The sequence below is a fragment of the Pseudomonas sp. S37 genome, assembly GCF_016658545.1.
In the GTDB taxonomy this organism is placed as follows: Bacteria; Pseudomonadota; Gammaproteobacteria; order Pseudomonadales; family Pseudomonadaceae; genus Aquipseudomonas.
On record NZ_JACVZC010000036.1, the window covers coordinates 1 to 23,713 of the forward strand.

At 62.9% G+C, this 23,713-nt stretch carries 22 protein-coding genes; 6 read left to right on the plus strand and 16 right to left on the minus strand.

Annotated elements, in window-relative coordinates:
- Nucleotides 1–83 precede the first annotated feature (83 nt).
- Together IAE39_RS13680 and IAE39_RS13685 are read right to left on the minus strand one after the other, a co-directional pair.
- Entirely contained in the window at nucleotides 84–1,496 is a 1,413-nt protein-coding gene (locus IAE39_RS13680; protein WP_201203196.1) for a purine-cytosine permease family protein, read from the minus strand.
- Nucleotides 1,497–1,893: 397 nt separating this feature from the next.
- Nucleotides 1,894–2,346 carry an Lrp/AsnC family transcriptional regulator gene (locus tag IAE39_RS13685; protein WP_015270735.1) on the minus strand — a complete coding sequence of 151 codons (453 nt, stop codon included), beginning with the start codon at nucleotides 2,344–2,346 and terminating at the stop codon, nucleotides 1,894–1,896.
- A gap of 111 nt (nucleotides 2,347–2,457) precedes the next feature.
- On the opposite strand from IAE39_RS13685, the gene IAE39_RS13690 reads away from it, so the two are divergent.
- Entirely contained in the window at nucleotides 2,458–3,072 is a 615-nt protein-coding gene (locus IAE39_RS13690) for a LysE family translocator (RefSeq protein WP_201203198.1), read from the plus strand.
- A 66-nt stretch (nucleotides 3,073–3,138) separates the two neighbouring features.
- Nucleotides 3,139–3,771 carry a LysE family translocator gene (locus tag IAE39_RS13695; protein WP_201203201.1) on the plus strand — a complete coding sequence of 211 codons (633 nt, stop codon included), beginning with the start codon at nucleotides 3,139–3,141 and terminating at the stop codon, nucleotides 3,769–3,771.
- A gap of 13 nt (nucleotides 3,772–3,784) precedes the next feature.
- On the opposite strand, the gene IAE39_RS13700 is transcribed toward IAE39_RS13695, so the two are convergent.
- The 10 genes from IAE39_RS13700 to IAE39_RS13745 form a co-directional block, all read right to left on the minus strand.
- On the minus strand, nucleotides 3,785–5,968 hold the full coding sequence (locus tag IAE39_RS13700; protein WP_201203208.1) for an ATP-binding protein: 2,184 nt from the start codon (nucleotides 5,966–5,968) through the stop codon (nucleotides 3,785–3,787).
- A gap of 124 nt (nucleotides 5,969–6,092) precedes the next feature.
- Complete coding sequence (locus IAE39_RS13705; protein ID WP_201203211.1) at nucleotides 6,093–6,656, minus strand: NUDIX hydrolase; 564 nt, start codon at nucleotides 6,654–6,656, stop codon at nucleotides 6,093–6,095.
- Between the two features lie 21 nt (nucleotides 6,657–6,677).
- A complete protein-coding gene (locus IAE39_RS13710; RefSeq protein ID WP_016715705.1) occupies nucleotides 6,678–7,424 on the minus strand; it encodes a GntR family transcriptional regulator in 747 nt (248 codons plus the stop codon).
- 90 nt (nucleotides 7,425–7,514) lie between these two features.
- The gene (locus tag IAE39_RS13715) at nucleotides 7,515–7,904 is read right to left on the minus strand and encodes a carboxymuconolactone decarboxylase family protein (RefSeq protein ID WP_023535056.1); all 390 of its coding nucleotides are present in this window, start codon (nucleotides 7,902–7,904) and stop codon (nucleotides 7,515–7,517) included.
- A 197-nt stretch (nucleotides 7,905–8,101) separates the two neighbouring features.
- Complete coding sequence (locus tag IAE39_RS13720) at nucleotides 8,102–8,587, minus strand: flavin reductase family protein (protein ID WP_201203213.1); 486 nt, start codon at nucleotides 8,585–8,587, stop codon at nucleotides 8,102–8,104.
- A gap of 13 nt (nucleotides 8,588–8,600) precedes the next feature.
- Nucleotides 8,601–10,082, minus strand: a complete 1,482-nt coding sequence (locus IAE39_RS13725; RefSeq protein WP_201203215.1) for an aldehyde dehydrogenase — start codon at nucleotides 10,080–10,082, stop codon at nucleotides 8,601–8,603.
- Nucleotides 10,079–10,912 carry an alpha/beta fold hydrolase gene (locus tag IAE39_RS13730; protein WP_201203222.1) on the minus strand — a complete coding sequence of 278 codons (834 nt, stop codon included), beginning with the start codon at nucleotides 10,910–10,912 and terminating at the stop codon, nucleotides 10,079–10,081. Before IAE39_RS13730 ends, IAE39_RS13725 begins: the two co-directional genes overlap by 4 nt.
- A 68-nt stretch (nucleotides 10,913–10,980) precedes the next feature.
- Nucleotides 10,981–11,577, minus strand: a complete 597-nt coding sequence (locus tag IAE39_RS13735; RefSeq protein ID WP_003256068.1) for an amino acid synthesis family protein — start codon at nucleotides 11,575–11,577, stop codon at nucleotides 10,981–10,983.
- Nucleotides 11,578–11,899: 322 nt separating this feature from the next.
- Nucleotides 11,900–12,940 carry an LLM class flavin-dependent oxidoreductase gene (locus IAE39_RS13740; RefSeq protein WP_201203224.1) on the minus strand — a complete coding sequence of 347 codons (1,041 nt, stop codon included), beginning with the start codon at nucleotides 12,938–12,940 and terminating at the stop codon, nucleotides 11,900–11,902.
- A 75-nt stretch (nucleotides 12,941–13,015) separates the two neighbouring features.
- Nucleotides 13,016–13,501: a flavin reductase family protein gene (locus tag IAE39_RS13745; protein WP_201203226.1), complete on the minus strand. Its 486-nt coding sequence runs from the start codon at nucleotides 13,499–13,501 to the stop codon at nucleotides 13,016–13,018.
- Nucleotides 13,502–13,817: 316 nt separating this feature from the next.
- Here IAE39_RS13745 and IAE39_RS13750 point away from each other — a divergent pair, with 316 nt between their 5' ends.
- Nucleotides 13,818–15,224, plus strand: coding sequence for a purine-cytosine permease family protein (locus IAE39_RS13750; RefSeq protein ID WP_201203235.1), 1,407 nt, complete (start codon nucleotides 13,818–13,820; stop codon nucleotides 15,222–15,224).
- A gap of 153 nt (nucleotides 15,225–15,377) precedes the next feature.
- Here the strand turns inward: IAE39_RS13750 and IAE39_RS13755 are convergent, their stop codons facing one another.
- From IAE39_RS13755 to IAE39_RS13765, 3 genes are all read right to left on the minus strand, one after another.
- A complete protein-coding gene (locus IAE39_RS13755; RefSeq protein ID WP_201203237.1) occupies nucleotides 15,378–17,003 on the minus strand; it encodes a methyl-accepting chemotaxis protein in 1,626 nt (541 codons plus the stop codon).
- A 161-nt stretch (nucleotides 17,004–17,164) separates the two neighbouring features.
- Nucleotides 17,165–18,790, minus strand: coding sequence for a methyl-accepting chemotaxis protein (locus tag IAE39_RS13760; protein WP_201203239.1), 1,626 nt, complete (start codon nucleotides 18,788–18,790; stop codon nucleotides 17,165–17,167).
- Between the two features lie 232 nt (nucleotides 18,791–19,022).
- Nucleotides 19,023–20,225, minus strand: a complete 1,203-nt coding sequence (locus IAE39_RS13765; protein ID WP_201203241.1) for an NAD(P)/FAD-dependent oxidoreductase — start codon at nucleotides 20,223–20,225, stop codon at nucleotides 19,023–19,025.
- Between the two features lie 284 nt (nucleotides 20,226–20,509).
- Here IAE39_RS13765 and IAE39_RS13770 point away from each other — a divergent pair, with 284 nt between their 5' ends.
- Nucleotides 20,510–21,403 carry a dihydrodipicolinate synthase family protein gene (locus IAE39_RS13770; RefSeq protein ID WP_201203243.1) on the plus strand — a complete coding sequence of 298 codons (894 nt, stop codon included), beginning with the start codon at nucleotides 20,510–20,512 and terminating at the stop codon, nucleotides 21,401–21,403.
- Between the two features lie 74 nt (nucleotides 21,404–21,477).
- On the plus strand, nucleotides 21,478–22,017 hold the full coding sequence (locus IAE39_RS13775) for an RrF2 family transcriptional regulator (RefSeq protein WP_201203246.1): 540 nt from the start codon (nucleotides 21,478–21,480) through the stop codon (nucleotides 22,015–22,017).
- 108 nt (nucleotides 22,018–22,125) lie between these two features.
- Here the strand turns inward: IAE39_RS13775 and IAE39_RS13780 are convergent, their stop codons facing one another.
- Nucleotides 22,126–23,037 (minus strand): AraC family transcriptional regulator, encoded by a 912-nt coding sequence (locus IAE39_RS13780; protein WP_201203248.1) that lies wholly within the window; start codon nucleotides 23,035–23,037, stop codon nucleotides 22,126–22,128.
- Between the two features lie 101 nt (nucleotides 23,038–23,138).
- Between IAE39_RS13780 and IAE39_RS13785 the strand changes: the two genes are divergently transcribed.
- Nucleotides 23,139–23,699, plus strand: coding sequence for a carboxymuconolactone decarboxylase family protein (locus IAE39_RS13785; RefSeq protein ID WP_201203249.1), 561 nt, complete (start codon nucleotides 23,139–23,141; stop codon nucleotides 23,697–23,699).
- The last annotated feature ends 14 nt before the right edge of the window (nucleotides 23,700–23,713 follow it).

Consider the following 23,713-nt stretch of genomic DNA (forward strand, 5'->3'; position numbering starts at 1 on the left):
CCCCCTCCCCCCCCCCCTCCCGGCGGCTCGCTGGGGGGGGGGGGGGGGGGCCCCCCCCCGCCACGTGGCCGGTACAGGTTGTATCAATGCCCCATGGCCAGCTTGGCACTCGACTGACGGCGACGGTAAGCGCTGTCACGGCTGGCCAGCCACCAGTACAGCGGCGAGGTCACTGCCAAACCTACCAGCCAGGACAGGTCGGCCCCGTTGATATGCTCGGAAATCGGCCCGACGTACAGCGGCGTGTTCATGAACGGGATCTGCACCACGATACCCACCGCGTAGGCGATCAGCGCCTGTGGGTTGTAACGCCCGTAGATGCCGCCATCCACCTGGAAGATCGACTGGATGTCATAGTCACCTTTGTGGATAGCATAGAAGTCGATCAGGTTGATCGCTGTCCACGGCACCAGCACCACCAGCAGCACCAGCACCATGTCCACGAAGTGGCCGATGAAGTCTGCCGAGGCAAACACTGCCACCACGCAGCAGGCCGACAGTACGATCAGCGACAGCACGGCCCGGCTCTTGGCGGTCGGGATCCAGCGGTAGGCGAAGGTTTGCACCAGGGTGATGATCGACAGCACCGCGCCATACAGGTTGAGGGCGTTGTGGCTGATAACGCTGAGCAGGAACAGCACCAGCATGATCGGGCCAAGGGTGCCGGTGGCCAGCTTGACCGCATCCATGGTGTCCATGCCGGCCGGGATTGCCAGCACCGCCACGGCGCCGAAGACGAACGACAGGCTCGAACCCAGGGCCGAGCCCAGGTAGGTGGTCCAGAAGGTCGAGCTGACTTTCACGTTTGCCGGCAAGTAGCGCGAGTAGTCCGACACATAGGGTGCAAAGGCGATCTGCCACAGCGCCGCCAGCGACACGGTGGCCAGCCAGCCGGCCAGGTTGAAGCCGCCGCGGGTAAGGAAGTCGTCGCTTTGCACGTGGGTGAAGATGTAGCCGAAGCCGACCACGATACCGATGCCCAGCACCCAGGTGCCGATGCGGTTGAGCACGTGGATGAAGCGGTAGCCGATGATGCCGATGATGCCCGAACCCAGCGCACCGATGACAATGCCCACCGGTACTGGCACCACATCGACCACGCCATGCAGCGACTTGCCGGCAAGCACGATGTTGGAGGCAAAGAAACCGATGTACATCACACCGGCAATCACCACCACCAACAGCGCGCCGAGGGTACCGAACTGGGCGCGGCTCTGGATCATCTGCGGGATGCCCATCTGCGGGCCCTGAGCCGAATGCAGGGCCATCAGCACGCCACCGACCAGGTGGCCAACCAGGATGGCGACGATGCCCCACACCAGGTTCAGGTGAAACAGTTGCACGCCCAGCGCGCCGGTAACGATGGGCAACGGCGCAATGTTGCCGCCAAACCACAGTGTGAACAGATCCCTTACCTTTCCATGGCGGTCTTCCGGCGGCACATAGCCGATCGTGTGTTTTTCTATCAAGGGTGCCGAATTGGCTGCACTGGTCATGACTGACTCCAAGGCAAGGTAGGGCATCGGGAACTGCCCGGGGGCGTGCCGGCGAAGGGCGACGCGTTCTTGTTGGAGCGATGATGCGGGGCGCCGGGGTAAGGGGAAATTAGTAAATATGTACCCATAAACCTTAAAAAACCTAAGCCTGACAAAAGCTTAAGCGGGTGACGTTAGCAAGGAGGGTGCCAGTTGGCTGGAGGGCTTGGGGTAGAGGGGTTGAGCTTTGCGTGGGCTGCAATGGGTGGGCTTTGCTGGTGCGCCCTGTGCATTGTTGGGGCAGAAGGAATTGTTGCCTATGCCGGCCTCTTCGCGGGTAAACCCGCTCCTACAACAGCCACGCAGGCCGTTGTAGGAGCGGGTTTACCCGCGAAAGGGCCAGCACAGAAGAACCCCACTACATCGGCAACAACCGATCCTGAATCACTTCTTTCATCACCAGGGTCGAACTCAGGCGCTTCACATTGGGAATGCTGGTCAGCTGCTCGTCATACAGTTTCTGAAACGCTGGCAAATCCTTGGCCACCACATGCAGCAGGTAGTCCGGGTCACCAAACAGCCGCTGCGCCTCGACAATCTGCGGGATTTCGGCCAGCGCCGCTTCAAAGTCCGCCACCGGCTGGCGGGTCACTTCGCGCAGGGTCACGAATACCAGCGCGGCAAAGTTCAGGCCCAACGCGCTTGGCGCCAGGCGGGCGTGATACCCCAGAATCGCCCCGGACTCTTCCAGTGCCTTCAGGCGCCGATGGCAGGGTGACAGGCTGAGCCCCACGCGGTCGGCCAGTTCGGTCACCGACAGCCGACCGTCTTTTTGCAGCTCGGCAAGGATTTTTCGATCGGTTCGGTCCATGGGGAAGATTCTTCCAGTGAATGAATGAACAGGGGAAATATACGAAAGAAAATCCCCGGGCGGAATCCGTAATCTTTCGATATCGCAAAGCAGTGGATAAGGAAGATTCAAGTGGCTATCAGTGTGCTGACGGCATTTTGGGCCGTGTCGATGCTCTTCGTGATTACCCCGGGTGCCGACTGGGCCTATGCCATTTCGGCGGGGATGCGCGGGCGCTGGGTGATGCCTGCGGTGGCGGGGATGTTGTCGGGGCATTTTCTTGCCACCCTGGTGGTGGCGGCCGGGGTTGGCAGCCTGCTGGCGGGCCATCCGCTGGCGCTGACGTTGCTGACCCTGGCGGGGTGCAGCTACCTGTTGTGGCTCGGCGGCAACCTGTTGCTGAGCCCGGCATTGCCGTCGGCCGGGCAGGGTGGGGCTGGGGAATCTGGTTCGCGCTGGGCATTGAAGGGGTTCTGCGTCAGCGGCCTGAACCCGAAAGTGTTCCTGCTGTTCCTGGCCCTGCTGCCACAATTCACCGACCCGCAGTCGAGCTGGCCGGTGCCGGTGCAGATCTTGCTGCTGGGGCTGGTGCACCTGTGCAGTTCACTGGTGATCTATTCGCTGGTGGGGTATGGCGCCAAGGCCGTGCTGAGCACCCGGCCGGGCGCGGCCAGGCTGGTCGGGCGGGTGTCGGGGGTGGCGATGATTACCGTGGCGCTGGGCCTGATAGCCGGGCAAATCAATTGATTTCACCGGTTGCAAATGGCTTCGGATAAACTCGACCAAACCCTACGCACAACCAGGATGTGCTTCATGCCCGAAACGACCCAACTGCTCACCTTCGCCCTGATCTGCCTGGGCATGGTCCTGACCCCGGGGCCGAACATGATCTACCTGATCTCCCGCTCGATCTGCCAGGGCCGCAAGGCCGGGTTGATATCGTTGGGCGGTGTAGCCCTGGGTTTCGTCATCTACATGTTCTGCGCCGCATTGGGCATTACCGCGCTGGTAATGGCGGTGCCTTTTGCCTACGACGCGCTGCGCATCGGTGGCGCATTGTACCTGTTGTACCTGGCTTGGCAGGCGCTGCGCCCTGGTGGCCGTTCACCTTTCCAGGTTCGTGACTTGCCCGCCGACAGCCCGCGGCGGCTGTTTACCATGGGTTTTGCCACCAGCCTGCTCAACCCCAAGATTGCCGTCATGTACCTGTCGCTGATGCCGCAGTTTATCGAGCCGGGCCATGGCAGCGTGCTGCTGCAGTCGCTGGTACTGGGCTCGACACAAATCGCCATCAGCGTCTCGGTCAACGCGCTGATCGCGGTCATGGCCGGCTCGATCGCCGTGTTCCTGGCTGGCAGGCCGCTGTGGCAACAGGTTCAGCGCTGGCTGATGGGTACGGTGCTGGCAGGCCTGGCAGTGCGTATGCTGGCAGAGGGGCGCCGCTGAGCGCCGCCAAGCTTCAGCTGCCCAGTATTTTGCCGAGCATCTGGCACACCTGCTCTGCCGAATAGGGCTTGGCCAGAAAGGCAAACCCCTGATGGCCATCTTCGGCGATCGCTTCGCTATACCCCGAAGTCAGGATAATCGGCAGCTGTGGACGTTGGCGGCGCAGCTCTCGGGCCAGCGCCAGCCCACCCATACCGGGCATGACCACATCGGAAAACACCGCATCAAAATCGCCCGCCGGGCCGGTCAGTTGTGCCAGCGCCTCTTCCGCCGAGCGCGCGTAGCTGATTCGGTAGCCATGGTCTTCAAGGATCTGCGCAGTGAAGTTGCCCAGGTCGGGGTTGTCTTCTACCACCAGTATCCGCCGCCGTTCGCCCTGTGCCTGCGGCTGGCTGCTGGTCAAGGCTGCTTCGGGCGCTGCGGCAGGTGGGTCCTCCTGCGGCAGGTACAGGGTAAAGGTGGTGCCTTGGCCGGGGAGGCTGTTCACCTGCACATCGCCGCCGGACTGCTTGGCAAAACCGAACACCTGCGACAAGCCCAGGCCAGTGCCTTCGCCCGGCGCCTTGGTGGTGAAGAACGGGTCGAAGATGCGCTCAAGCAATTCGGCGGCGATGCCGCTGCCACTGTCGCTGACCGAAATCGCTGCGAACTGGCCAGGTTGTAATGGCTGGCCGCGCAAGGCCGGCAAGCGCTGGTCGGCTTGCAGGCGCAGTTGCAAGGTGCCTTCGCCAGCCATGGCATCGCGGCCATTGAGCATCAGGTTGATCACCGCGGTTTCCAGCTGGCTGAGGTCGGCGCGGATATGGCAGGGCGCTTGCGGCAATTGCAACTCGACCTGAATGCGTGCGCCGGTGGCGGTGTCGAGCATGTCGGCCATGGCCTCCAGCCGCGGCCCTGCCTCGAACAGCTGCGGGCTGAGGGCCTGGCGGCGGGCAAACGCCAGCAGCTGGCCGGTCAGCTTGGCGCCACGGTCGACGGTGTCGGACATGGTCTTGAGGTAGCGCTCGCGGCGTTTTTCGTCGAGGCTGGGGCGCTGCAGGAAGTGCAGTGACGAGCGAATGATGGTGAGCAGGTTGTTGAAGTCATGGGCCACGCCGCCGGTCAATTGGCCGATGGCTTCCAGCTTCTGGGTCTGGCGCAGCACGGCTTCGGTGTGCAGCAACTGGGCGGTGCGCTCGTCGACACGGTGTTCCAGGGTGGCATTCAGCGCTTCCAGCGCAGCCATCGCCTCACGGACTTCGGCATGGGCCTGCACCCGCTGGATATGCGCCCAGCAGCGCTCGGTGACTTCGCTGATCAGCGCCTGTTCATAGTGCGTCCATGCCCGGGGCGCCTTGTCGTGGATGGCCATCAGCGCGGTCAGCCGGCCGCCCTTGATCAGTGGCATGCAAATGGTTGAGGTGATACCGATCGCCTGGAAGGTGGCGGCCTCCTCGGGGGCCAGCTCGCGCAGGTTGTCATTGATGACCAGGGCCAGGCCGCTGCGCAGGCGGCTGAGTGCCAGCTTGCCGAAGTCGTGCAACTGGTATTGCCCGACCAGGTGCGGTGAGCCGGGTGCTACGGCATCGCCACAAATGGTGAAGCCGTCTTCGTCGGGTTCCATCACTGCGTAGGCGCAACTCGACAGTTGCAGGTGCTCCAGTAGCCGGCGGGTGGTGATGGCCAGAATCTGGTCCGGGTCGGTGGCGTCGGCCACCGCGCGGCCGAGGTCGTCAAGGAACTTCAGGCGCTGGTTGGCCAGCACGCTGGCCGTGGTTTCGGTGACGGTGTCGAGCATGCCCAGCACCTTGCCGTCGTGGCCGCGGATGGGGCTGTAGCAGAAGGTGAAATAGGCACGCTCGGGGCCGCCATTGCGGTCGATGGTGAGCGGAAAGTCCTCGATGAACACCGCCTCGCCGGCCAAGGCACGTTGGGCCATGCTGCCGATATCGACCCAGGCTTCCTGCCATACATCGCTGAAGGGTTTGCCCAGCGCCAGAGGTTTTTGCCCGAGGATCTGGGCGAAGGCGTCATTGTGCAGGGTAAGCAGTTGCGGGCCCCAGAGCACGGCCTGCGGAAAGCGCGAGGCCAGGCACAGGGCCACGCTGGTTTTCAGGGCGTCGGGCCATTGCTCCAGCGGGCCAAGGGGCGTTGTGGCCCAGTCGTGGTTGCAGATGCATTCGGCCATCAATCCGCCGCCGTCTAGCCATTTAACCATGTGCGCTGCCGGTCCTTTTACTCAAGGCCTTTAGGGTGCACCGAGAATAGACGGTTGGCGAGGGTTTTGTGTTGGCTTGTACCGGCCTATTCGCGCCGAACCGCCGCGAATAGGCCAGCACAGGTTAACGCATGAAATGCACCTTGCCGGTGTCGTCATTACCCATGTAAATGCCATACACCCCAGCCTGGCGCTCCAGGATGTAACGCTCGAGAATCTGCCGGATCGCCGGGTAATAGATCTCGTCCCAAGGGATTTCATCCGGCTCGAAAAACTTGTACGCCTGCGTTTCCGGGCCATACTGCCCGGTTTCTTCGGTGGCGATGGCGCGGAAGATGATGTACACCTCGGAGATGGTAGGCACGCTGAAGATCGAGTACGGCGAGACGATGTCGGCGCGTACGCCGCTTTCTTCCCACACTTCGCGCAGGGCTGCCTGTTCGGTGGTCTCGCCTACCTCCATGAACCCGGCCGGCAAGGTCCAGGTGCCAGGGCGCGGCGGAATGGCGCGCTGGCACAGCAGGTACTTGCCTTCGCGCTCGATGATGCAGCCGGCGATGATCTTCGGGTTGATGTAGTGGATATAGCCGCAGCCGGTGCAGTGCAGGCGTTCGTGGGTATCGCCTGTGGGAACGCCCCGGGCCAGTTCCGTGGTGCAGTGCGGGCAGTAGCGCGGGGCGTTGGGCATGATCAGCGGCCTATGCGGTTCTTAAATACGTGGATCCTTCAGGGCCAGGGGCTCGACCATGTCGCGCACCTTGGCGTTGTCATCCTGCTTCTGGCGCAGGTAGTCCAGGGCCACCTTGGCGGCCGCGCGGACGTGGTCGACCGAGGCCTGGTGGGCCACCAGCGGGTCGCCACCCTTGATCGCCTCGACGATTTTTTCCATTTCGCGGTTGCTGGCACCGCGGCGGTTTTCCTGTGACACCGAGGTGGCGCGCAGGTAGCTGATGCGTGCCTGCAACTGGCGCAGTTGTTGCGCCGCCACCTGGTTGCCGGAGCCTTCCAGCAGCACGTCGTAGAAGCCTTGCACCGAATCCAGCACCTGTTGCAGCTCGCCTTCTTCCAGGGCCTCGCGGTTGACCTCCAGCGCGCGCTCCAGGGCACGGATGTCCTTGGCCTTGGCGTTGAGGGTGAACAGCTGCACGATCAGGCCTTCGAGCACGCAGCGTAGCTCGTAGATGTCGCGGGCGTCTTCCAGGGTGATGATGGCCACGCGCGGGCCCTTGGCGTCGGCGAACTCCACCAGGCCTTCGGATTCCAGGTGGCGCAGGGCCTCGCGCACCGAGGTGCGGCTGACGCCGAGGCGGTCGCAGAGGTCGCGCTCGACCAGGCGGTCGCCGGGCAGCAGGTGGAAGTTCATGATCGCGGCGCGCAGCTTGTCGAGCACGATTTCGCGCAGGGTAACGGGGTTGCGGTTGACCTTGAAGCTGTCGTCGAGTGGCTGGCGTTTCATCAAGTGCGCTCTTAAAGAGGCTGCCCGGCCGCAACCGCAACAGCACCACGAACCTTGGGTGCTCCTTGCGTGGGTTCGAACAGCCCGGTGTTAACGGGTTGACTCCGCATCGGCTTCAGCGAACGCTTCGCGGGCCAGGCGGAAGCTGTCCACCGCCGCGGGTACGCCGCAATAAATGCCGACCTGGAGCAGGATCTCGCGAATCTGTTCACGGCTCAGGCCATTACGCAATGCGCCGCGAATGTGCAGCTTGAGCTCGTGGGGCCGGTTGAGCGCGGAAATCATGGCCAAGTTTATCATGCTGCGCTCTTTGAGCGAGAGGCCTTCGCGGCCCCAGACGTGGCCCCAGCAGTATTCGGTGACCAGTTCCTGCAGCGGCTGGGTGAACGCGTCGGCGTTCTGGATCGAGCGGTTGACGTAGTCCTCGCCCAGCACCTGGGTGCGGATCTGCAGGCCTTTTTCGTACTTTTCATTGCTCATGCGCAGTACTCCGGAATAAAACAGGGGCCGCAACCGAGGGTGAGACGATTAGCGCGGCCCCTAAAAACAGGGACATCGGTGTTGGCTTCTTCGCGGGTGAACCCGCTCCCACAGGTTCAGCGCAAGGCTTGAAGCCTGTGGGGCCCTGTGGGAGCGGGTTCACCCGCGAAGAAACCAACACCGATTCATGGGGTAAATCAGCCCAGAGGCGGCAGAGCACCGAGCTTGCCTTTGTGGTAAACCATCGGTGTCACCGGCTCGGCCGGCAGCACCAGGTTCTTCACCGCACCGACGATGATCGCGTGGTCACCGCCGTCGTACTCGCGCCACAGTTCGCACTCGATGATCGCCGTGGCCTTGGTCAGTAGCGGGTTGCCCAGTTCGCTCAGCTTCCACTCGACGCCTTTGGCCTTGTCCTTGCCTTTACCGGCAAAGGCATAGGCTTCGGCAGTCTGGTCGGCAGACAGCAGGTGGATCGCAAACTGCTTGCTGTCCCGCAGGATCGGGTAGGTGTCCGAGGCATAGTTGGGGCAGAACAGCACCAGTGCCGGGTCGATCGACAACGCGCTGAACGCGCTGGCGGTGATGCCGACGATGCCGCCGTCGGCGTCCAGGGTGGTGACAACCGTGACGCCGGACGGGAAGGAGCCCATCACGTCTTTGTAGATGCCGGGTTCGATCATCTCGTGCTACCTCTTAACGCATCACAAACGGGTCGGGCATCGGCGCGGTGGACAGGTTGATCCACACGGTCTTCAGCTCGGTATAGGCCAGCACCGAATCGATGCCGCTTTCACGGCCGTAGCCGCTGTTCTTGAAACCACCGATCGGCGCCATGGCCGATACGGCGCGGTAGGTATTGACCCAGATGATCCCCGAACGTACGTCACGGGCCAGGCGGTGGGCACGTCCCAGGTCGCGGGTCCAGATGCCGGCCGCCAGGCCAAACTGCGAGTCGTTGGCCATTTCCAGGGCCTCTTCCTCGGTCTTGAAGCGGATCACCGCAGCCACCGGGCCGAACACTTCTTCCTGCATGATGGTCATCGAGTTGCTGTCGCACTCGAACAGGGTCGGCTCGTAGAACCAGCCGTCACCGTCCACCTCGGCACGCTTGCCGCCCATGTGCAATTTGGCACCTTCGGCCTTGGCTGCAGCGACCAGGCCTTCGACCACGGCCAGTTGCTGTGCGGTGGCCATCGGGCCCATTTCGCTGGCGTCGTCCTGCGGGTTGCCGATGCGGATGCGCTTGGCGCGGGCGATCAGGCGCTCGACGAACGCGTCGAAGATCTCGTCCTGCACCAGCAGGCGCGAGCCGGCCACGCAGCTTTGCCCGGAGGCGGCATAGATGCCGGCCACGGCGCCGTTGATGGCGCTGTCCAGGTCGGCGTCGGCGAAAATGATGTTCGGCGACTTGCCGCCCAGCTCCAGCGACAGCTTGGCGAAGTTCTCGGCACTGCTGCGCACCACATGGCGGGCGGTGGCGGCGCCGCCGGTGAAGGCGATCTTGCGCACCAGCGGGTGGCGGGTCAGCGCCGCGCCGGTGCTTGGGCCGTAACCGGTGACCACGTTGACCACGCCGGCCGGGAAGCCGGCCTCGAGGGCCAGGCGCGCCAGCTCGAGGATGGTCGCCGAGGCGTGCTCGGAGGGCTTGAGCACGATGGTGTTGCCGGCGGCCAGGGCCGGGGCCAGCTTGATCGCGGTGAGGTACAGCGGGCTGTTCCACGGGATGATCCCGGCGACCACGCCGATCGGCTCGTGCACGGTGTAGGCGAACAGGTCGGGCTTGTCCAGCGGCAGGGTGCCGCCTTCGATCTTGTCGGCCAGGCCTGCGGTGTAGTGGAAGAACTCGGGCAGGTAGCCAACCTGGCCGCGGGTTTCGCGGATCAGCTTGCCGTTGTCACGGCTTTCCAGCTGGGCCAGGTGTTCCTTGTTTTCGGCAATCAGGTCGCCCAGGCGACGCAGCAGCTTGCCGCGCGCAGTGGCGGTGATGCTGCGCCACTCCTTGCTGTCGAAGGCACGCTGGGCGGCCTGTACGGCCAGCTCGACATCGGCTTCGTCGGCGTCGGGCAGTTGCGCCCAGGCCTGGGCGGTGGCCGGGTTGAGGCTGTCGAAGGTCTTGCCGCTCTGGGCATCGCGCCATTGGCCGTCGATGCACATCTGGAAACGAACGAGGGTCATGCAACAATCCCCTTGGCGGATTCGGTGAGGGTGCGGGCTTGCGCGAGGAAGTCCAGCAGCATCTTGTTGACTTCACGGGGTGCTTCCACCGGCATCATATGCCGTTGCTCGGCGAGGACCACACTGTGCGCGCCCGGAATGCTGGCGGCGAGCTGGCGGGTCATGGCCGGGGTGGAGCCAGAGTCGAGTTCGCCGGTGGCGATCAGCGTAGGCACCTGAATGCTGCCCAGGTCGCCTGCGCGGTACATGTCCTGGGTGGCGAACAGCGAATACGTGGTGTGGTAACCCTGCGGGTCGTTGCTCGCCAGCACCTGGCGAATGGCGGCGACCTGCGCCGGGTTGGCAGCCTTGTATTCACGGCTGAACCAGCGGTCGAGGGCCGCATCGACGTTGGCGTCGGGGCCAAGCTCTGCAGCCTGCGCGGCGCGGGCGATAACGCCGGCACTTTGTTCGGGGCTGCGGTTGAACACGCTGTTGAGCACCACCAGCGCAGCCAGGCGCTGCGGGTAGTTGAGGGCGAATGCACGGGCCACCAGGCCGCCCATGGAGAAGCCGATCACGGTGGCCTGCGGAATCTGCAGGTGGTCGAGCAGTTCGGCGAGCTGGTCGGCGTAGCCTTCCAGCGGGGTGTCGGCGGCCGGTACGCGGCTTTGCCCGTGGCCGAGCATGTCGTAGGCGATGACGCGGTAGTCGTTGGCCAGGCCAACGATCTGGCCGCCCCACATCTCTTTATTAAGGCCGACGCCGTGGATCAGTACCACGGGTTGGCCCTGGCCGACGGACAGGTAGCTGGTGCCGGCGGGTGTGCGTTCAGCGACAGGCTGAATCATGGAGGGCGCTCCTTGAAGGTCGGGCGCGGCGGGTAAGCACGCCACGCCCCGGCCCGTCTTGGTTGTTGTTATTGAGCGTTGGCTTTTTCGGCAGCCAGTTCTTCCAGGTCGATGTAGCGGTTGCCGATACGTGGGTGCAGGCGGCCGCCATCGGCAGCGCCCAGGACCACGACGATTTCATCGGCACGCGGGGCGTCTTCGATCTGCATTTCCAGGGTGATGTAGTGTGAGCGCAGGCCTTCGTCGTCCTTCTGCATCATCGGGATCTGGATCGAGGTGCCTGGGCCGCCACGCTTGTTGGTGAAGCTCAGGTAGCTCTTGGCCTGTACCGCTTCGCGGTAGTGGTTGCCGAAGCGCAGGGTGTGGATCACGGCCGAGGCGTGCTCGATTTCGCCGTCGGCGCCGACCACAGCAGCTTTACCGTAGGCTTCGATCTTGTCGGCACCGCCGATGGCAGCAGTCAGGCGCTCGACCATCAGGGCCCCCAGCTCCGAGCAGTTGGCACGGATTTCCGGCTTCAGATCTTCAACGAAACCGCGACCGGCCCATGGGTTCTTGATCACGACGGCCAGGCCGACCATGGTCACCGGTTTGTCGGTGGCCTTGCCGCCTTCGATGCGGGTCTCTTCGGAGTAGGTGACGATCTTGCGGATTTCGAAACTCATGGGTGGCTCCTGGTGAGGGTTATCAGCTCTTGTTGTCTGATGGTATACCATAATATTTGTTGTGCAAGAGGTGTCGGAAAATTTCTCTTGCCAGGGGACGAAAGGTGCGTTGTACCGGGGTTTTTGTTGTTGTCTGTGCCGGCCTCTTCGCGGGTAAACCCGCTCCCACAGGGCCACCACAGATTTCAAACTGTGCGCTGTACCTGTGGGAGCGGGTTTACCCGCGAAGAGGCCGGTGCAGACTTAAAAAAAAACCGCTCACGCGGGCCACAAGGGCCCACGAGAGCGGGCTGCGTCCCGCAATGATTCAGGCAATGGGAATTCAGGCGAACGCCGGTACCACTTCCTTGATGAACAGCTCGAGCGACTTCTTCTTCTCGGCATGTGGCAGGCTGTTGTCGCACCAGAAGCTGAACTCGTCGACGCCCAGTTCCTGGTAGTACTTGATGCGCGCGATGATTTCTTCCGGGGTGCCGATCATGGTGTTCTTGCGGATGTTCTCCAGCTGGAACGCCGGCACTTCCGCAAACTTCGATTCCGGGCTTGGCTCTAGGAAGCCGTTGACCGGCACGGTCTTGTTGCCGAACCAGGCATCGAAGGTGCGGTAGAAGCGCGAGATGGCCTGCGCACCGACCTTCCAGCCTTCCGGCTCGGCCGGGCTGTGCACGTGGGTGTGGCGCAGCACCATCAGTTGCGGGCGCGGTACGTCCGGGTTGTTGTCGAGGGCGGCCTGGAACTTGTTCTTCAGGTCCAGCACCTCTTCGTCACCCTTCATCAGCGGGGTGACCATGACGTTGCAGCCGTTGGCCACGGCAAAGTTGTGTGAGTCCGGGTCGCGCGCGGCAATCCACATCGGCGGGGTGGCGTTGAACGGCTTCGGTACGCTGGTGGAAGTAGGGAACTTGTAGACTTCGCCCTCATGGGCGTAGTCGCCTTCCCACAGCTTGCGCACCACCGGCACCATCTCGCGCAGCGCCTTGCCGCCGTCGGTGGCGGGCATGCCATTGGCCATGCGGTCGAATTCGAACTGGTAGGCGCCGCGGGCCAGGCCCACTTCCATGCGGCCGTTGCTGATCACGTCAAGCAGGGCGCATTCGCCGGCCACGCGGATCGGGTTCCAGAACGGCGCGATGATGGTGCCGGCACCCAGGCGGATCTTCTCGGTGCGCGCGGCCAGGTAGGCCAGCAGCGGCATCGGGCTTGGTGAAATGGTGTACTCCATGGCGTGGTGTTCGCCGATCCACACGGTGCTGAAACCGCCGTCTTCGGCCATCAGGGTCAGTTCGGTCAGGTCTTCGAACAGCTGGCGGTGGCTGACCTGTTCATCCCAACGTTCCATGTGTACGAACAACGAAAATTTCATGGGGCATTCCTCAACGCTTGAAAGGGGCTGGCGCCGGGCAGGGGTGGCGCCAGTTGTCTCGATTCAGAATAGGCTTCAGGCAAAGGCTGGCAGGCTGGCCATCTTGCCGCGGCAGTACACCATCGGTCGCGGCGCTTCGGCAGGGACAATCAGGTTGTGTACCTTGCCGACCATGATGGCGTGGTCGCCACCTTCATATTCACGCCACAGTTCGCACTCGATGACGGCAGTGGCGCCGGCCAGGATCGGGTTGCCCAGTTCGCTCAGGGTCCACTCGATGCCGCTGGCCTTGTCCTTGCCTTTTTTGGCGAATGCATAGGCTTCAGCCTGCTGTTCACCCGAGAGCAGGTGAATGGCAAAGCGCTTCTGCTTGATCAGCACCGGGTAGGAGTCGGAGGTGTAGTTGGGGCAGAACAGCACCAGCGGCGGGGCCATCGACAGGGAGGAGAAGGCGCTGGCGGTCAGGCCGACGACCGAGCCGTCGTCGTCCAGGGTGGTGATGACGGTAACGCCGGACGGGAAGGAGCCCAGGACGTTCTTGTAGACGGTTGCGTCGATCATCTCGTGTACCTCTAAAAGGCTGCGGTGGTCCGCGGTTTTTATCGTTGATGTGTCTGATGGTATACCGTAATACCTATTTTGCAAGCAGAATTTTCAGCCTTGGGTTTTCACGATGAATGGCTCAAGGCCACGTAAACCGTGGCCTTGAGCGGTGAGGCGGATTGTCGCAGGGGGTTTGCGAGCAGATCAGTGGCGGTTTTTTCGTGCGGATCAGTGTTGTCAAAAGTTTGGAATACCATAATATGGTCCGCAGCTGAGAGGCCGCCTAGATGCGGTTTCCTTACAAAGATAAAAACGACCTTTCGAGCTGATACCTATGTCCCAACCGTCATCGCAAAACCAGTTTGTCGAGAATCACACGGTCGATTACGTTCCACCTGCCGAGCGCCACGGGAAGGCGCGCGACCTGTTCACCCTCTGGTTCAGTACCAACATTGCGCCACTGCCAATCGTGACCGGCGCCATGGTGGTCCAGGTGTTCCACCTGAACCTGTTGTGGGGGCTGATTGCCATCGTGTTGGGCCACTTGGTCGGGGGCGTGGTCATCGCCCTGGCCTCTGCGCAGGGACCGCAGCTGGGCATTCCACAGATGGTGCAGAGCCGGGGCCAGTTTGGCCGTTATGGCGCCTTGCTGATCGTGTTCTTCACGGCGCTGATCTATGTCGGCTTCTTTATTTCCAACATCGTCCTGGCGGGCAAGACCATCCACGGTATCGCCCCGAGCGTGCCGATGCCCGGCGCGATCGTGATCGGTGCCCTGAGCGCCACGGCCATTGGCGTGATCGGCTACCGCTTCATCCATATCCTCAACCGCATCGGTACCTGGGTGATGGGCTCGGCGTTGCTGGCCGGCTTCATCATGATGTTCGTCCAGGATTTGCCGGCCGACTTCTTCAGCCGGGGTGCATTCAACCTGTCGGGCTTCATTGCCACCGTGTCGTTGGGTGTGATCTGGCAGATCAGCTTCTCGCCGTACACCTCCGACTACTCGCGTTACCTGCCGCGTGAAGTGGGCATTGCCAAGCCGTTCTGGGCGACGTACTTCGGCGCCACCCTGGGCACCATCCTGTGCTTCAGCTTTGGTGCGGTGGCGGTGCTGTGCGTGCCGGAAGGCACCGACGCCATGGACGCTGTGCGGCAGGCCACCGGCTGGCTGGGCCCGATCCTGATGGTACTGTTCCTGCTCAACATCATCAGCCACAACGCCCTCAACCTGTATGGCGCGGTGCTGTCGATCGTGACTGCAATCCAGACCTTCATGGCCGAGTGGACACCGAGCATCAAGGTGCGAGTGATCCTGGCGTCGGTGATTCTGGTGGGCTGCGGGATGGTTGCGCTGAACGCCTCGGCGGACTTCATCGGCCACTTCATCGGCCTGATCCTGGCGCTGCTGCTGGTACTGGTGCCATGGGCTTCGATCAACCTGATCGACTTCTACCTGATCAAGAAGGGCCAGTACGACATCGCCTCGATCTTCAGTGCAGACGGCGGTATCTATGGCCGCTTCAACCACCACGCGATCATTGCCTATGCCTGCGGCATCCTGGTGCAGCTGCCGTTTGCCAACACCTCGCTTTATGTAGGGCCGTATTCGAACATTGTCGAAGGGGCTGACTTGTCGTGGTTGTTTGGTCTGCTGGTGACGGTGCCGCTGTATTACTGCCTGGCTACGCGCGGCAAGGCGGGTGAGAAGGCGGGGCGGGTTGTGAGTGTGAATGACTGATAAAGCGTCGTTGCAGTAACAGGGGCCGCTTTGCGGCCCATCGCGACACAAGGCCGCTCCTACAGGGACCGCGCAGCATTCGAAATGTGTGCGGTCCCTGTAGGAGCGGCCTTGTGTCGCGATGGGCTGCAAAGCAGCCCCGGCTATTCCAGATCAGACCTTGAACTGCGCCACCATGCCATTCAGGTCCACGGCAAGGCGCGACAAGTCCTGCGCCGCCGCACTGGTCTGGTTCGCCCCCGCCGATGTCTGCATCGCCAGATCTCGAATATTCACCAGGTTGCGGTCCACCTCGCGCGCCACCTGTGCCTGTTCCTCCGAAGCACTGGCAATCACCAGGTTACGCTGGTTGATCGACGCAATCGCCTCGGCAATCACCTCCAGTGCCTGCCCTGCACCCTGCGCCACTTCCAGCGTACCCGTGGCACGCCCCTGGCTGCTGTGCATCGCCGTCACCGCTCGCTCGGTGCCGTTCTGGATCCCGGCAATCATCTGCTCGATCTCCGCCGTCGACTGCTGGGTACGGTGGGCGAGGGCGCGCACTTCGTCAGCCACCACGGCAAATCCACGGCCTGCCTCACCGGCGCGTGCCGCTTCGATGGCGGCATTAAGCGCCAACAGGTTGGTCTGCCCGGCAATCGCACCAATCACGTCCAGCACGCGGCTGATCTCGTTGGCATTGCTGGCCAACTGCTCGATCTCGGCCGAGGTGCCGGTCACGTCTGCCACCAGGTGCTGGATCGACGCCAGCGCCTGGTTGACCCGGTCGCGGCCATCGCGAGTAGTCTGGTCGGCGCCTTTCGACGCATCAGCTGTGCTGACTGCGTTGCTGGCCACTTCCTCGACCGCTGCAGTCATCTGGTTCACCGCCGTGGCGGCCTGGTCGATTTCCGCGCTTTGCTGGTGCAGGCCGCGGCTGGTGTCTTCGGTGACGGTGTGCAGCTCTTCCGAGGCCGAAGCCAACTGGTCGGACGAGGCAGCGATCTGGCGGATGGTGTCGCGCAAGCTGCCTTGCATGCGGCCCAGGGCGCGCAGCAGCAGGGCCGGTTCGTCCTGGCCTGCTACCTGAATAGCATGTGTCAGGTCACCCAATGCAACGCGCTCGGCCACCTTAACGGCCTCAGCGAGTGGTGCGACGATACTGCGGGTAAGCAACGTGGCAATCGCAGCCAGCACAATCATGATCAAGGCAAGTGCCCAGAGCGTGATCTGGTAAGCCTCGCTGGCCGCATCACTGGTGCGCTGGGTGGCCTCGTAGGCGCCTTTGCTGTTGAATTCGATGAGCCCACCCAGGGCCAGCATCATCTGTTCGGCCTGGGCATTCAACTGGCCAGCGATCAGTTGCCGGGCAGTGTCGACTTCGCCTGCGAGGATGCGTTCGGCGACCTGCGACTGCACCTGCTCGTATTTCTGATAGGCGTCAGTGAAGGTGTCGAAGCGGGAGCGCCCCTGGGGGGTGATGACCGTCTGCTCGTAGGCATGAATGTCATCGCGTAATCCCTGATTGGTGGTTTTCAGCGTTGCCAAGGCAATGGCACGGGCTTGGGCGTCGGGCTCCAGGGCGCTACGCAGCAACAGGATCCGGGCGTGGCCAAGGTTGGTGCTGACGTCCCCCAGCGAGACGACAGCGGGCATCCAGCCGCCCCGTACATCTTCGGAAGCGCTGTCCATGCGCTGCGTTTCATAAAGTGAAACCAGGCCCAAGGCCAATATCATCACACCCATAAGGGTGAACAGGCAGGCCGCCCGTTTGCCGATTTTCATGTTCCTCAACTGCATGCAAAACTCCGTGACAAGGCATGACGTCTGCGGCTTAAAGGGCGTTAGACAAATTGTCTACAGATGATTGCATGGTGCCATTAAGGATGTCAGTCGGCCTGACACTGAGCGGGGTGAGGCATCTTGTCGCGGGGCCGCAACGCGGCCCCAGCTGTTTCAGGTCAAACCTTGAATTGCGCCACCATGCCATTCAGGTCCACGGCAAGGCGCGACAGGTCCTGCGCCGCCGCGCTGGTCTGATTCGCCCCCGCCGACGTCTGCATCGCCAGATCACGAATATTCACCAGGTTGCGGTCCACCTCGCGTGCCACCTGTGCCTGTTCCTCCGAAGCGCTGGCAATCACCAGGTTACGCTGGTTGATCGACGCAATCGCCTCGGCAATCACTTCCAGCGCCTGCCCTGCGCCCTGCGCCACTTCCAGCGTCCCCGTGGCACGCCCCTGGCTGCTGTGCATCGCGGTCACCGCCCGCTCGGTGCCGTTCTGGATCCCGGCAATCATCTGCTCGATCTCCGCCGTCGACTGTTGGGTACGGTGGGCGAGGGCGCGCACTTCGTCAGCCACTACGGCAAATCCACGGCCTGCCTCACCGGCGCGTGCCGCTTCGATGGCAGCATTCAGCGCCAACAGGTTGGTCTGCCCGGCAATCGCGCCAATCACGTCCAGCACGCGGCTGATCTCGTTGGCATTGCTGGCCAACTGTTCGATCTCGGCCGAGGTGCCGGTCACGTCTGCCACCAGGTGCTGGATTGACGCCAGCGCCTGGTTGACCCGGTCGCGGCCATCGCGAGTAGTCTGGTCGGCGCCTTTCGAGGCATCGGCTGTGCTGACTGCGTTGTTGGCCACTTCCTCGACCGCTGCAGTCATCTGGTTCACCGCCGTGGCGGCCTGGTCGATTTCCGCGCTTTGCTGGTGCAGGCCGCGGCTGGTGTCTTCAGTCACGGTGTGCAGCTCTTCCGAGGCCGAAGCCAGTTGGTCGGACGAGGCAGCGATCTGGCGGATGGTGTCGCGCAAGCTGCCTTGCATGCGGCCCAGGGCGCGCAGCAGCAGGGCCGGTTCATCACGGCCGACTACGCGGATGTCCTGGGTCAGGTCGCCGGTTGCCACACGCTCGGCAACAGCCAGCGCATCGGCCAGCGGCACGACGATACTGCGGGTGAGCACGGTCGCAATGGCGGCCAGGGCCAGCATGATCACCAGCAGCGCGGCAATCAGCGCGGTGAACGCTTCGTCTGCCACATCACTGCTGCGTTGCGAGGCTTGTTCGGCACCTTTGCCGTTGTAGGCGATCAACGCCGCCATGGCCTGCATCATGCTGTCGGCACGTTGGGTCAGCGGGCCGCTGATCTGCTGCTTGGCATCGTCCATGCGCCCGGCAGTAATGTCCTGCAGCACGCGAGCTTGCAATTCCACATAGAGCTGGTGGGCCGTGTTGAAGGTATTGAACAAAGCGCGGTCATCGGCAGCGATGATGGTATCACCATAGTCCTTGAGGCCATCCTTGAGCTGGGCATTGATGCCATCCAGCATCTGCAGGTTGCGGTTGCGTTCGCTGGGGTTGTCGTCCAGTGCGGCACGCAGGGTGACGGCGCGGGCGCGCCCAAGGTTGGTGCTGATTTCACTGAGGGCCACTACGGCTGGCATCCAGGTCACCCGGATCTCGTCCGTGGCCTTGTCCATCTGCCGGGTTTCGTAAAGTGCGATAAGGCCCATGACCAGGACCAGGATGCCCAACAGGGCGAATACGCTGGCAGCGCGAATGCCGATCTTCAAATTCCGTAACTGCATGGAATGCTCCTTGACGGTGGCGTGCAGGCCTCAGGAGCTCGGGCGGGTGGCCAGGCCACCGGTGTGGCGCCAGGCTCTTGATGCGCTGCGGATTTAGTGGTGTGTCTCACCCTCTTGAATAGTTTTTGATTTGGATGATGCCATATGGCCATCATCATTGAACAGCCATTCAATGTAATGACATGTGCTGACAAAACCGTCAATTGTTGACGGTTTTGTCAGGAAAATGCCGTTAAACGATGGCGATCAACGGGTCGGCTGCAGCCAGGGCCAAGGCGCGGTCAGCCGCAGGCGGGTAGATCCACACCGAGTTGATCTGGCGCTTCAGGTCCTTGCCTTCCTGGCCGTGCAGCTTCAGTTCGCGCTCCCAACCTTCGCTGAAGGCCGCGCCCCAATCGCCCAGGTCCAGGCAGGTGACGTACTTGGGCTGGCGGTACAGCACCGGCTGCAGGCCGAGCAGGTCGGCGGCGGCATTGTTGCCGGAGTGGCGGCCCATGGGGATGGCGTGCTGGCAGGTCATCAGCGCGTGGTTGCCCAGGTCGTCCACCGCAGCCCAGGCCGTGTCACCGGTGGCGTAAACGTGGTCCTGACCCAGCACTTTCAGGTGGCCGTCCACTTTCAGCCGGCCAAAGGTGTCGCGCTCACCTGCAACTTGCGCCGTCAACGGGCTGGCCTTGACGCCAACGGTCCAGATCACCGTATTGCTGGGGATGTGCTCGCCGTTGTCCAGGGTGACACCCGCAGCATCGACCGCTACCACCGAAGCACCGGCCAGCCACTCGACCCCGGCCTGCTCACAGGCGGCGACGATCGACGGCGTGATGCCAGCGCCGAGCGCCGCACCCACTTGCGCACCACGGTCGACCACCACCACCCGCAATGCGGCGTCGGCACCTAGGATCGAGCGCAGACGGGCTGGCATTTCGGTTGCGGTTTCGATACCGGTGAAGCCGCCGCCGCACACCACAACAGTGTTACGGGCTGGCGAAGCGGGCAGGGCAGCCAGGCCGACCAGGTGCTGCTCCAGGCGCATGGCCGACTCCATCTGGTCGACATCGAAGGCATGTTCGGCCAGGCCGGGCACTGCCGGGCGTGCAACCTGGCTGCCAGCGGCCAGGATCAGGCGGTCGTAGGTGATGCGCTGAGGCTGACCGTGGGCATCGGTGTAGCTCACGCTGCGCCCTTCGGTATCGATGCTGTCGGCGTTGCCCGGGATGAAGTGAATGCCAACGGCTTCGAACAGTTCACCCAGCGGTGCCTTCATGCCATGCACGTCGGCCTCGTAGAAGCGCGGGCGAATGCGCAGTTCCGGCTGGGGTGCCAGCACGCTGATGCTGAGGTCGGCGCGCTGCGCCTGGTCGAGCAGGCGTGCAGCGCTCAGTGCGCTCCAGACACCGGCAAAGCCGGCACCGATGATCAGGATGTTCGATTTCATGGGGTTGCTCCGCAAGGTTCGAAGAGGGCTTCGAGGGCAAAATGGCTGGCCTTCGAATAACTCCGACTATATCGATCGTAGTTTGCTTCGACAAGCGTTTTCTCGTTTGGTCGACGAATGCGAGGCGGCCGCGTGGGCGAGCAGCCATAACCGAAAATCATGTTATTTGCCCCGCAAATGTCGCTGTAACCCAGCCAGGCCAGCCCTTACGCTTTTGCCCAGAGCAGCAGAACGCTCGATGCCTTGGCTGGACTGACCAGCCGAAAACAATAAGGAGTTACCCAATGCCTGCATTCAAGTTTTCCGGCGTGAACCTGGCCATCACCACCCCGTTCGATGCGCAGGGCAAGGTCGACTACGCGCGCTTCGAAAGCCTGATCGAGCGCTACCTTGCCGCAGGTGTGCATGGTTTTGTCCTCAGTTCCGGAACCGGGATGCACGTGTACTTGAGCAAGGATGAGTCCAAGGCGCTTGTGGCCTTTGGTGCCAAGGTGATCAACGGCCGCGCCCGGGTGATCGCCCAGGCTTCCGCGCTGCTGGTGGAAGACGTGGTCGAACGTACCCGTCATGCCAAGGACTGCGGTGCCGATGGCGTGATGGTGCTGCCGCCGTTCTTCGAAGGGCCGACCGACGACCAGGGCATCATCGATTTCTATTCCAGCGTGTCCGAAGCCGGCTTGCCAATCATTGGCTACAACGTGCCGCAGGCTGTGGGGGTCGAGGTAACGCCGTCGCTATTCAGGCAACTGAGCGAGATTCCCAACTTTGTATCGGTCAAGGACAGCAGCGGCGACCTGGCGGCCCAGGCTTCGCTGGCGCGTACCGGTTTGCCGACCCTGAACGGCGCAGACCCACTGGTGCCTTACGCGTTGTTTGCCGGCGCCGCGGGGTTGATCTGGGGCGGTGCCAACCTGGCCCCGAAAACCTGCGTGGCACTGGCCAATGCCGCCAGCGAAGGCAAGTGGGCTGAAGTGCAGCAGATCTGGGCCAGCCTGGCGCCGGTGATGTCGCTGATCTGGCAGGGCGACTACGTGCAGTCGGTATATGCCGGTGCGCAGATCATGGGCTTTGACGCGGGCAACCCACGCCGCCCGCTGGCACGTCTTGCTGAACAAAAACTCGGTGCCCTGCGTGAAGCACTGGCACCGCTGGTACAGCGTGAAGCCTTGGCCTGGTAAACCTTTCGGCCCCTGGTTTTGCCAGTGCAGGGCGATCGGCGTAATATTTACGACAAAGTTGGTCGGAGATTACGATGTCGCTTTACAGTGCTGGCGTGGAATACGGCATCCATTGCCTTTTATTTCTGGTGGACGAGCGCGGTAAAACCCGCGATTCCAGCGTGCGCGACCTGGCCGAGCTGCAAGGCGTGCCGCAAGAGTACCTGGCCAAGGTCTTCACCAAGCTCGCCCGTGCCGGGTTGGTGGCGGCCACCGAAGGTGTGCGCGGCGGCTTCCGCCTGGCGCGGCCGGCGGCTGAAATCACCGTGCTGGATATCGTCAATGCCATTGATGGGCCGAAGAAGATCTTCGATTGCCGCGAGGTGCGCGAGCGCTGCACCTTGTTCGACGGCGCGCCGCCGGGCTGGGCGACCGAGGGTACCTGTGCGATTCATGCGGTGATGCTGGGCGCGCAGAAGCGCATGGAAGAGGCGTTGGCGCAGCAGAACGTGCTGGACCTGGCCATGCGCTTCGGGCGCAAGGCACCGGCTGAGTTCGGCCAGCAGGTCGATGCCTGGATGGGGGAGCGGCGGGAGGCCAAGGGCGCTGGGGATATTCCTGTCAGCCAGGTCTGAAGCTGTTGCCTGTATGGGCCTCTTCGCGGGTAAACCCGCTCCTACAAGGTCAGCACAACCTGTAGGAGCGGTTTTACCCGCGAAGAGGCCATGGCAGGACTACGGCAATCAACGCCCCTCATGCTGCCGCCGATAAGCCCCCGGCTGCACCCCCACTGCCTTGGCAAACGCCCGGGTAAATGCCGCCACCGACTGATACCCCACCTGCGCCCCCACCTGCTCCACGGTATGCCCCGCCCGCAGCAACTGGCATGCATGGCGCATGCGCAGCGCCAACAGCACTTGCCCCGGCGATTGCCCGGCCACTTCGCTGAAACGCTTGAAAAACGCCGAGCGGGATAACCCGGCGCAAGCGGCCATGCTCTCCAGTGACCAGGCCTGCCCCGGTTGCTCGATCAACTGCTCCAGCAAACCGGCAAACGCCGGTTGGCGAGCCAGGGCGACCAGCCCACCCAGCGCTTGCCCCGCGTGTACCTGCTGGCGCAGCACATACAGAAACAGCAAATGCGTCAGGCGCTCCAGCAGTGCCTGTGATGGCCCGGCATCGCGCCGGCACTCCTCCAGAATCAACCCGAACAGCGCCCGCGCCGCACTGCCGGCGGGGTCTTCGGCGCGCAGCAGGATCCAGTCAGCCAGGCCCTCGACAATCAGCGAAGACAGGCCCGACTGAAAATGGAAGAAACCACACACCAGCCCAACCCCGTCGCTGGCCTCGCTGTCCAGTGCCTGCATCACCTGGCGCGGCTGCGCGCAGGCGTCGGCCGGGTCCTGGTCACTGGACAAGCGATAGGCCAGGTCGCGCAGCAGGAACACCGCATCCCCTTTTTCCAGGCGTACCGGTTGCGGCTGGCCATCAATGTGCAGCCAGCAATGGCCCTGCACCACCAGGTGAAAGCTGGCCCGGCCCATGCCCTGGGTGCTGGCGTGCCAGCCACCGCAGTAGCGGCCGACATGAAACACGCTGGCATCAAGCTGCAGGCCTTCTAATAACCAATCGACAAGCGGGCTGGACGAAATCATCTAATGCAAAGACTCAGGAGCAAGGAAAGGCGACTGATGAATATGGAGGGTAATTCTTATAACCAACAGACTGTAGTGACACCCATCAAGGAGACCACTCCATGTCCTCGCGCATTACTTTACACACCCTACAGAGCGCCCCGGAAGCGGCACGTCCGTTCCTTGAAAATGCACAGAAGAATTCCGGCTTCATTCCCAACCTGCTCGGTGTGCTGGCCAATGCCCCGGCAGCGCTGGAAACCTACGTGACCGTTTCGGCACTGAATGGCAAATCCGACTTGAGCCTGGCCGATCGCGAAGTGGTGCAGCTGATTGCCGCCACCCAGCATGGCTGTGACTTCTGCGTGGCCGGCCACACCGCGGTGGCGCTGAACAAGGCCAAGCTGCCGCCGGAGGTGGTCGATGCGCTGCGGGCCCGTGGTGAGCTGCCCAACGCCCGCTACGAAACCCTGGCCGCCTTCGCCCGTGAAGTGATCGCCACCCGCGGCAATGTCAGTGAAGCCAACTATCAGGCGTTCCGTGATGCCGGCTTCAGCGAAGGCAACGCGCTGGAGGTGATTCTTGGCGTCAGCCTCGCAACCCTGTGCAACTTTGCTAATGTGTTCGCCCAGACGCCGCTCAATGAAGAGCTTGGCAAATACCGCTGGCAGCCTTCTGCTTGATCCGCGTGTGACAT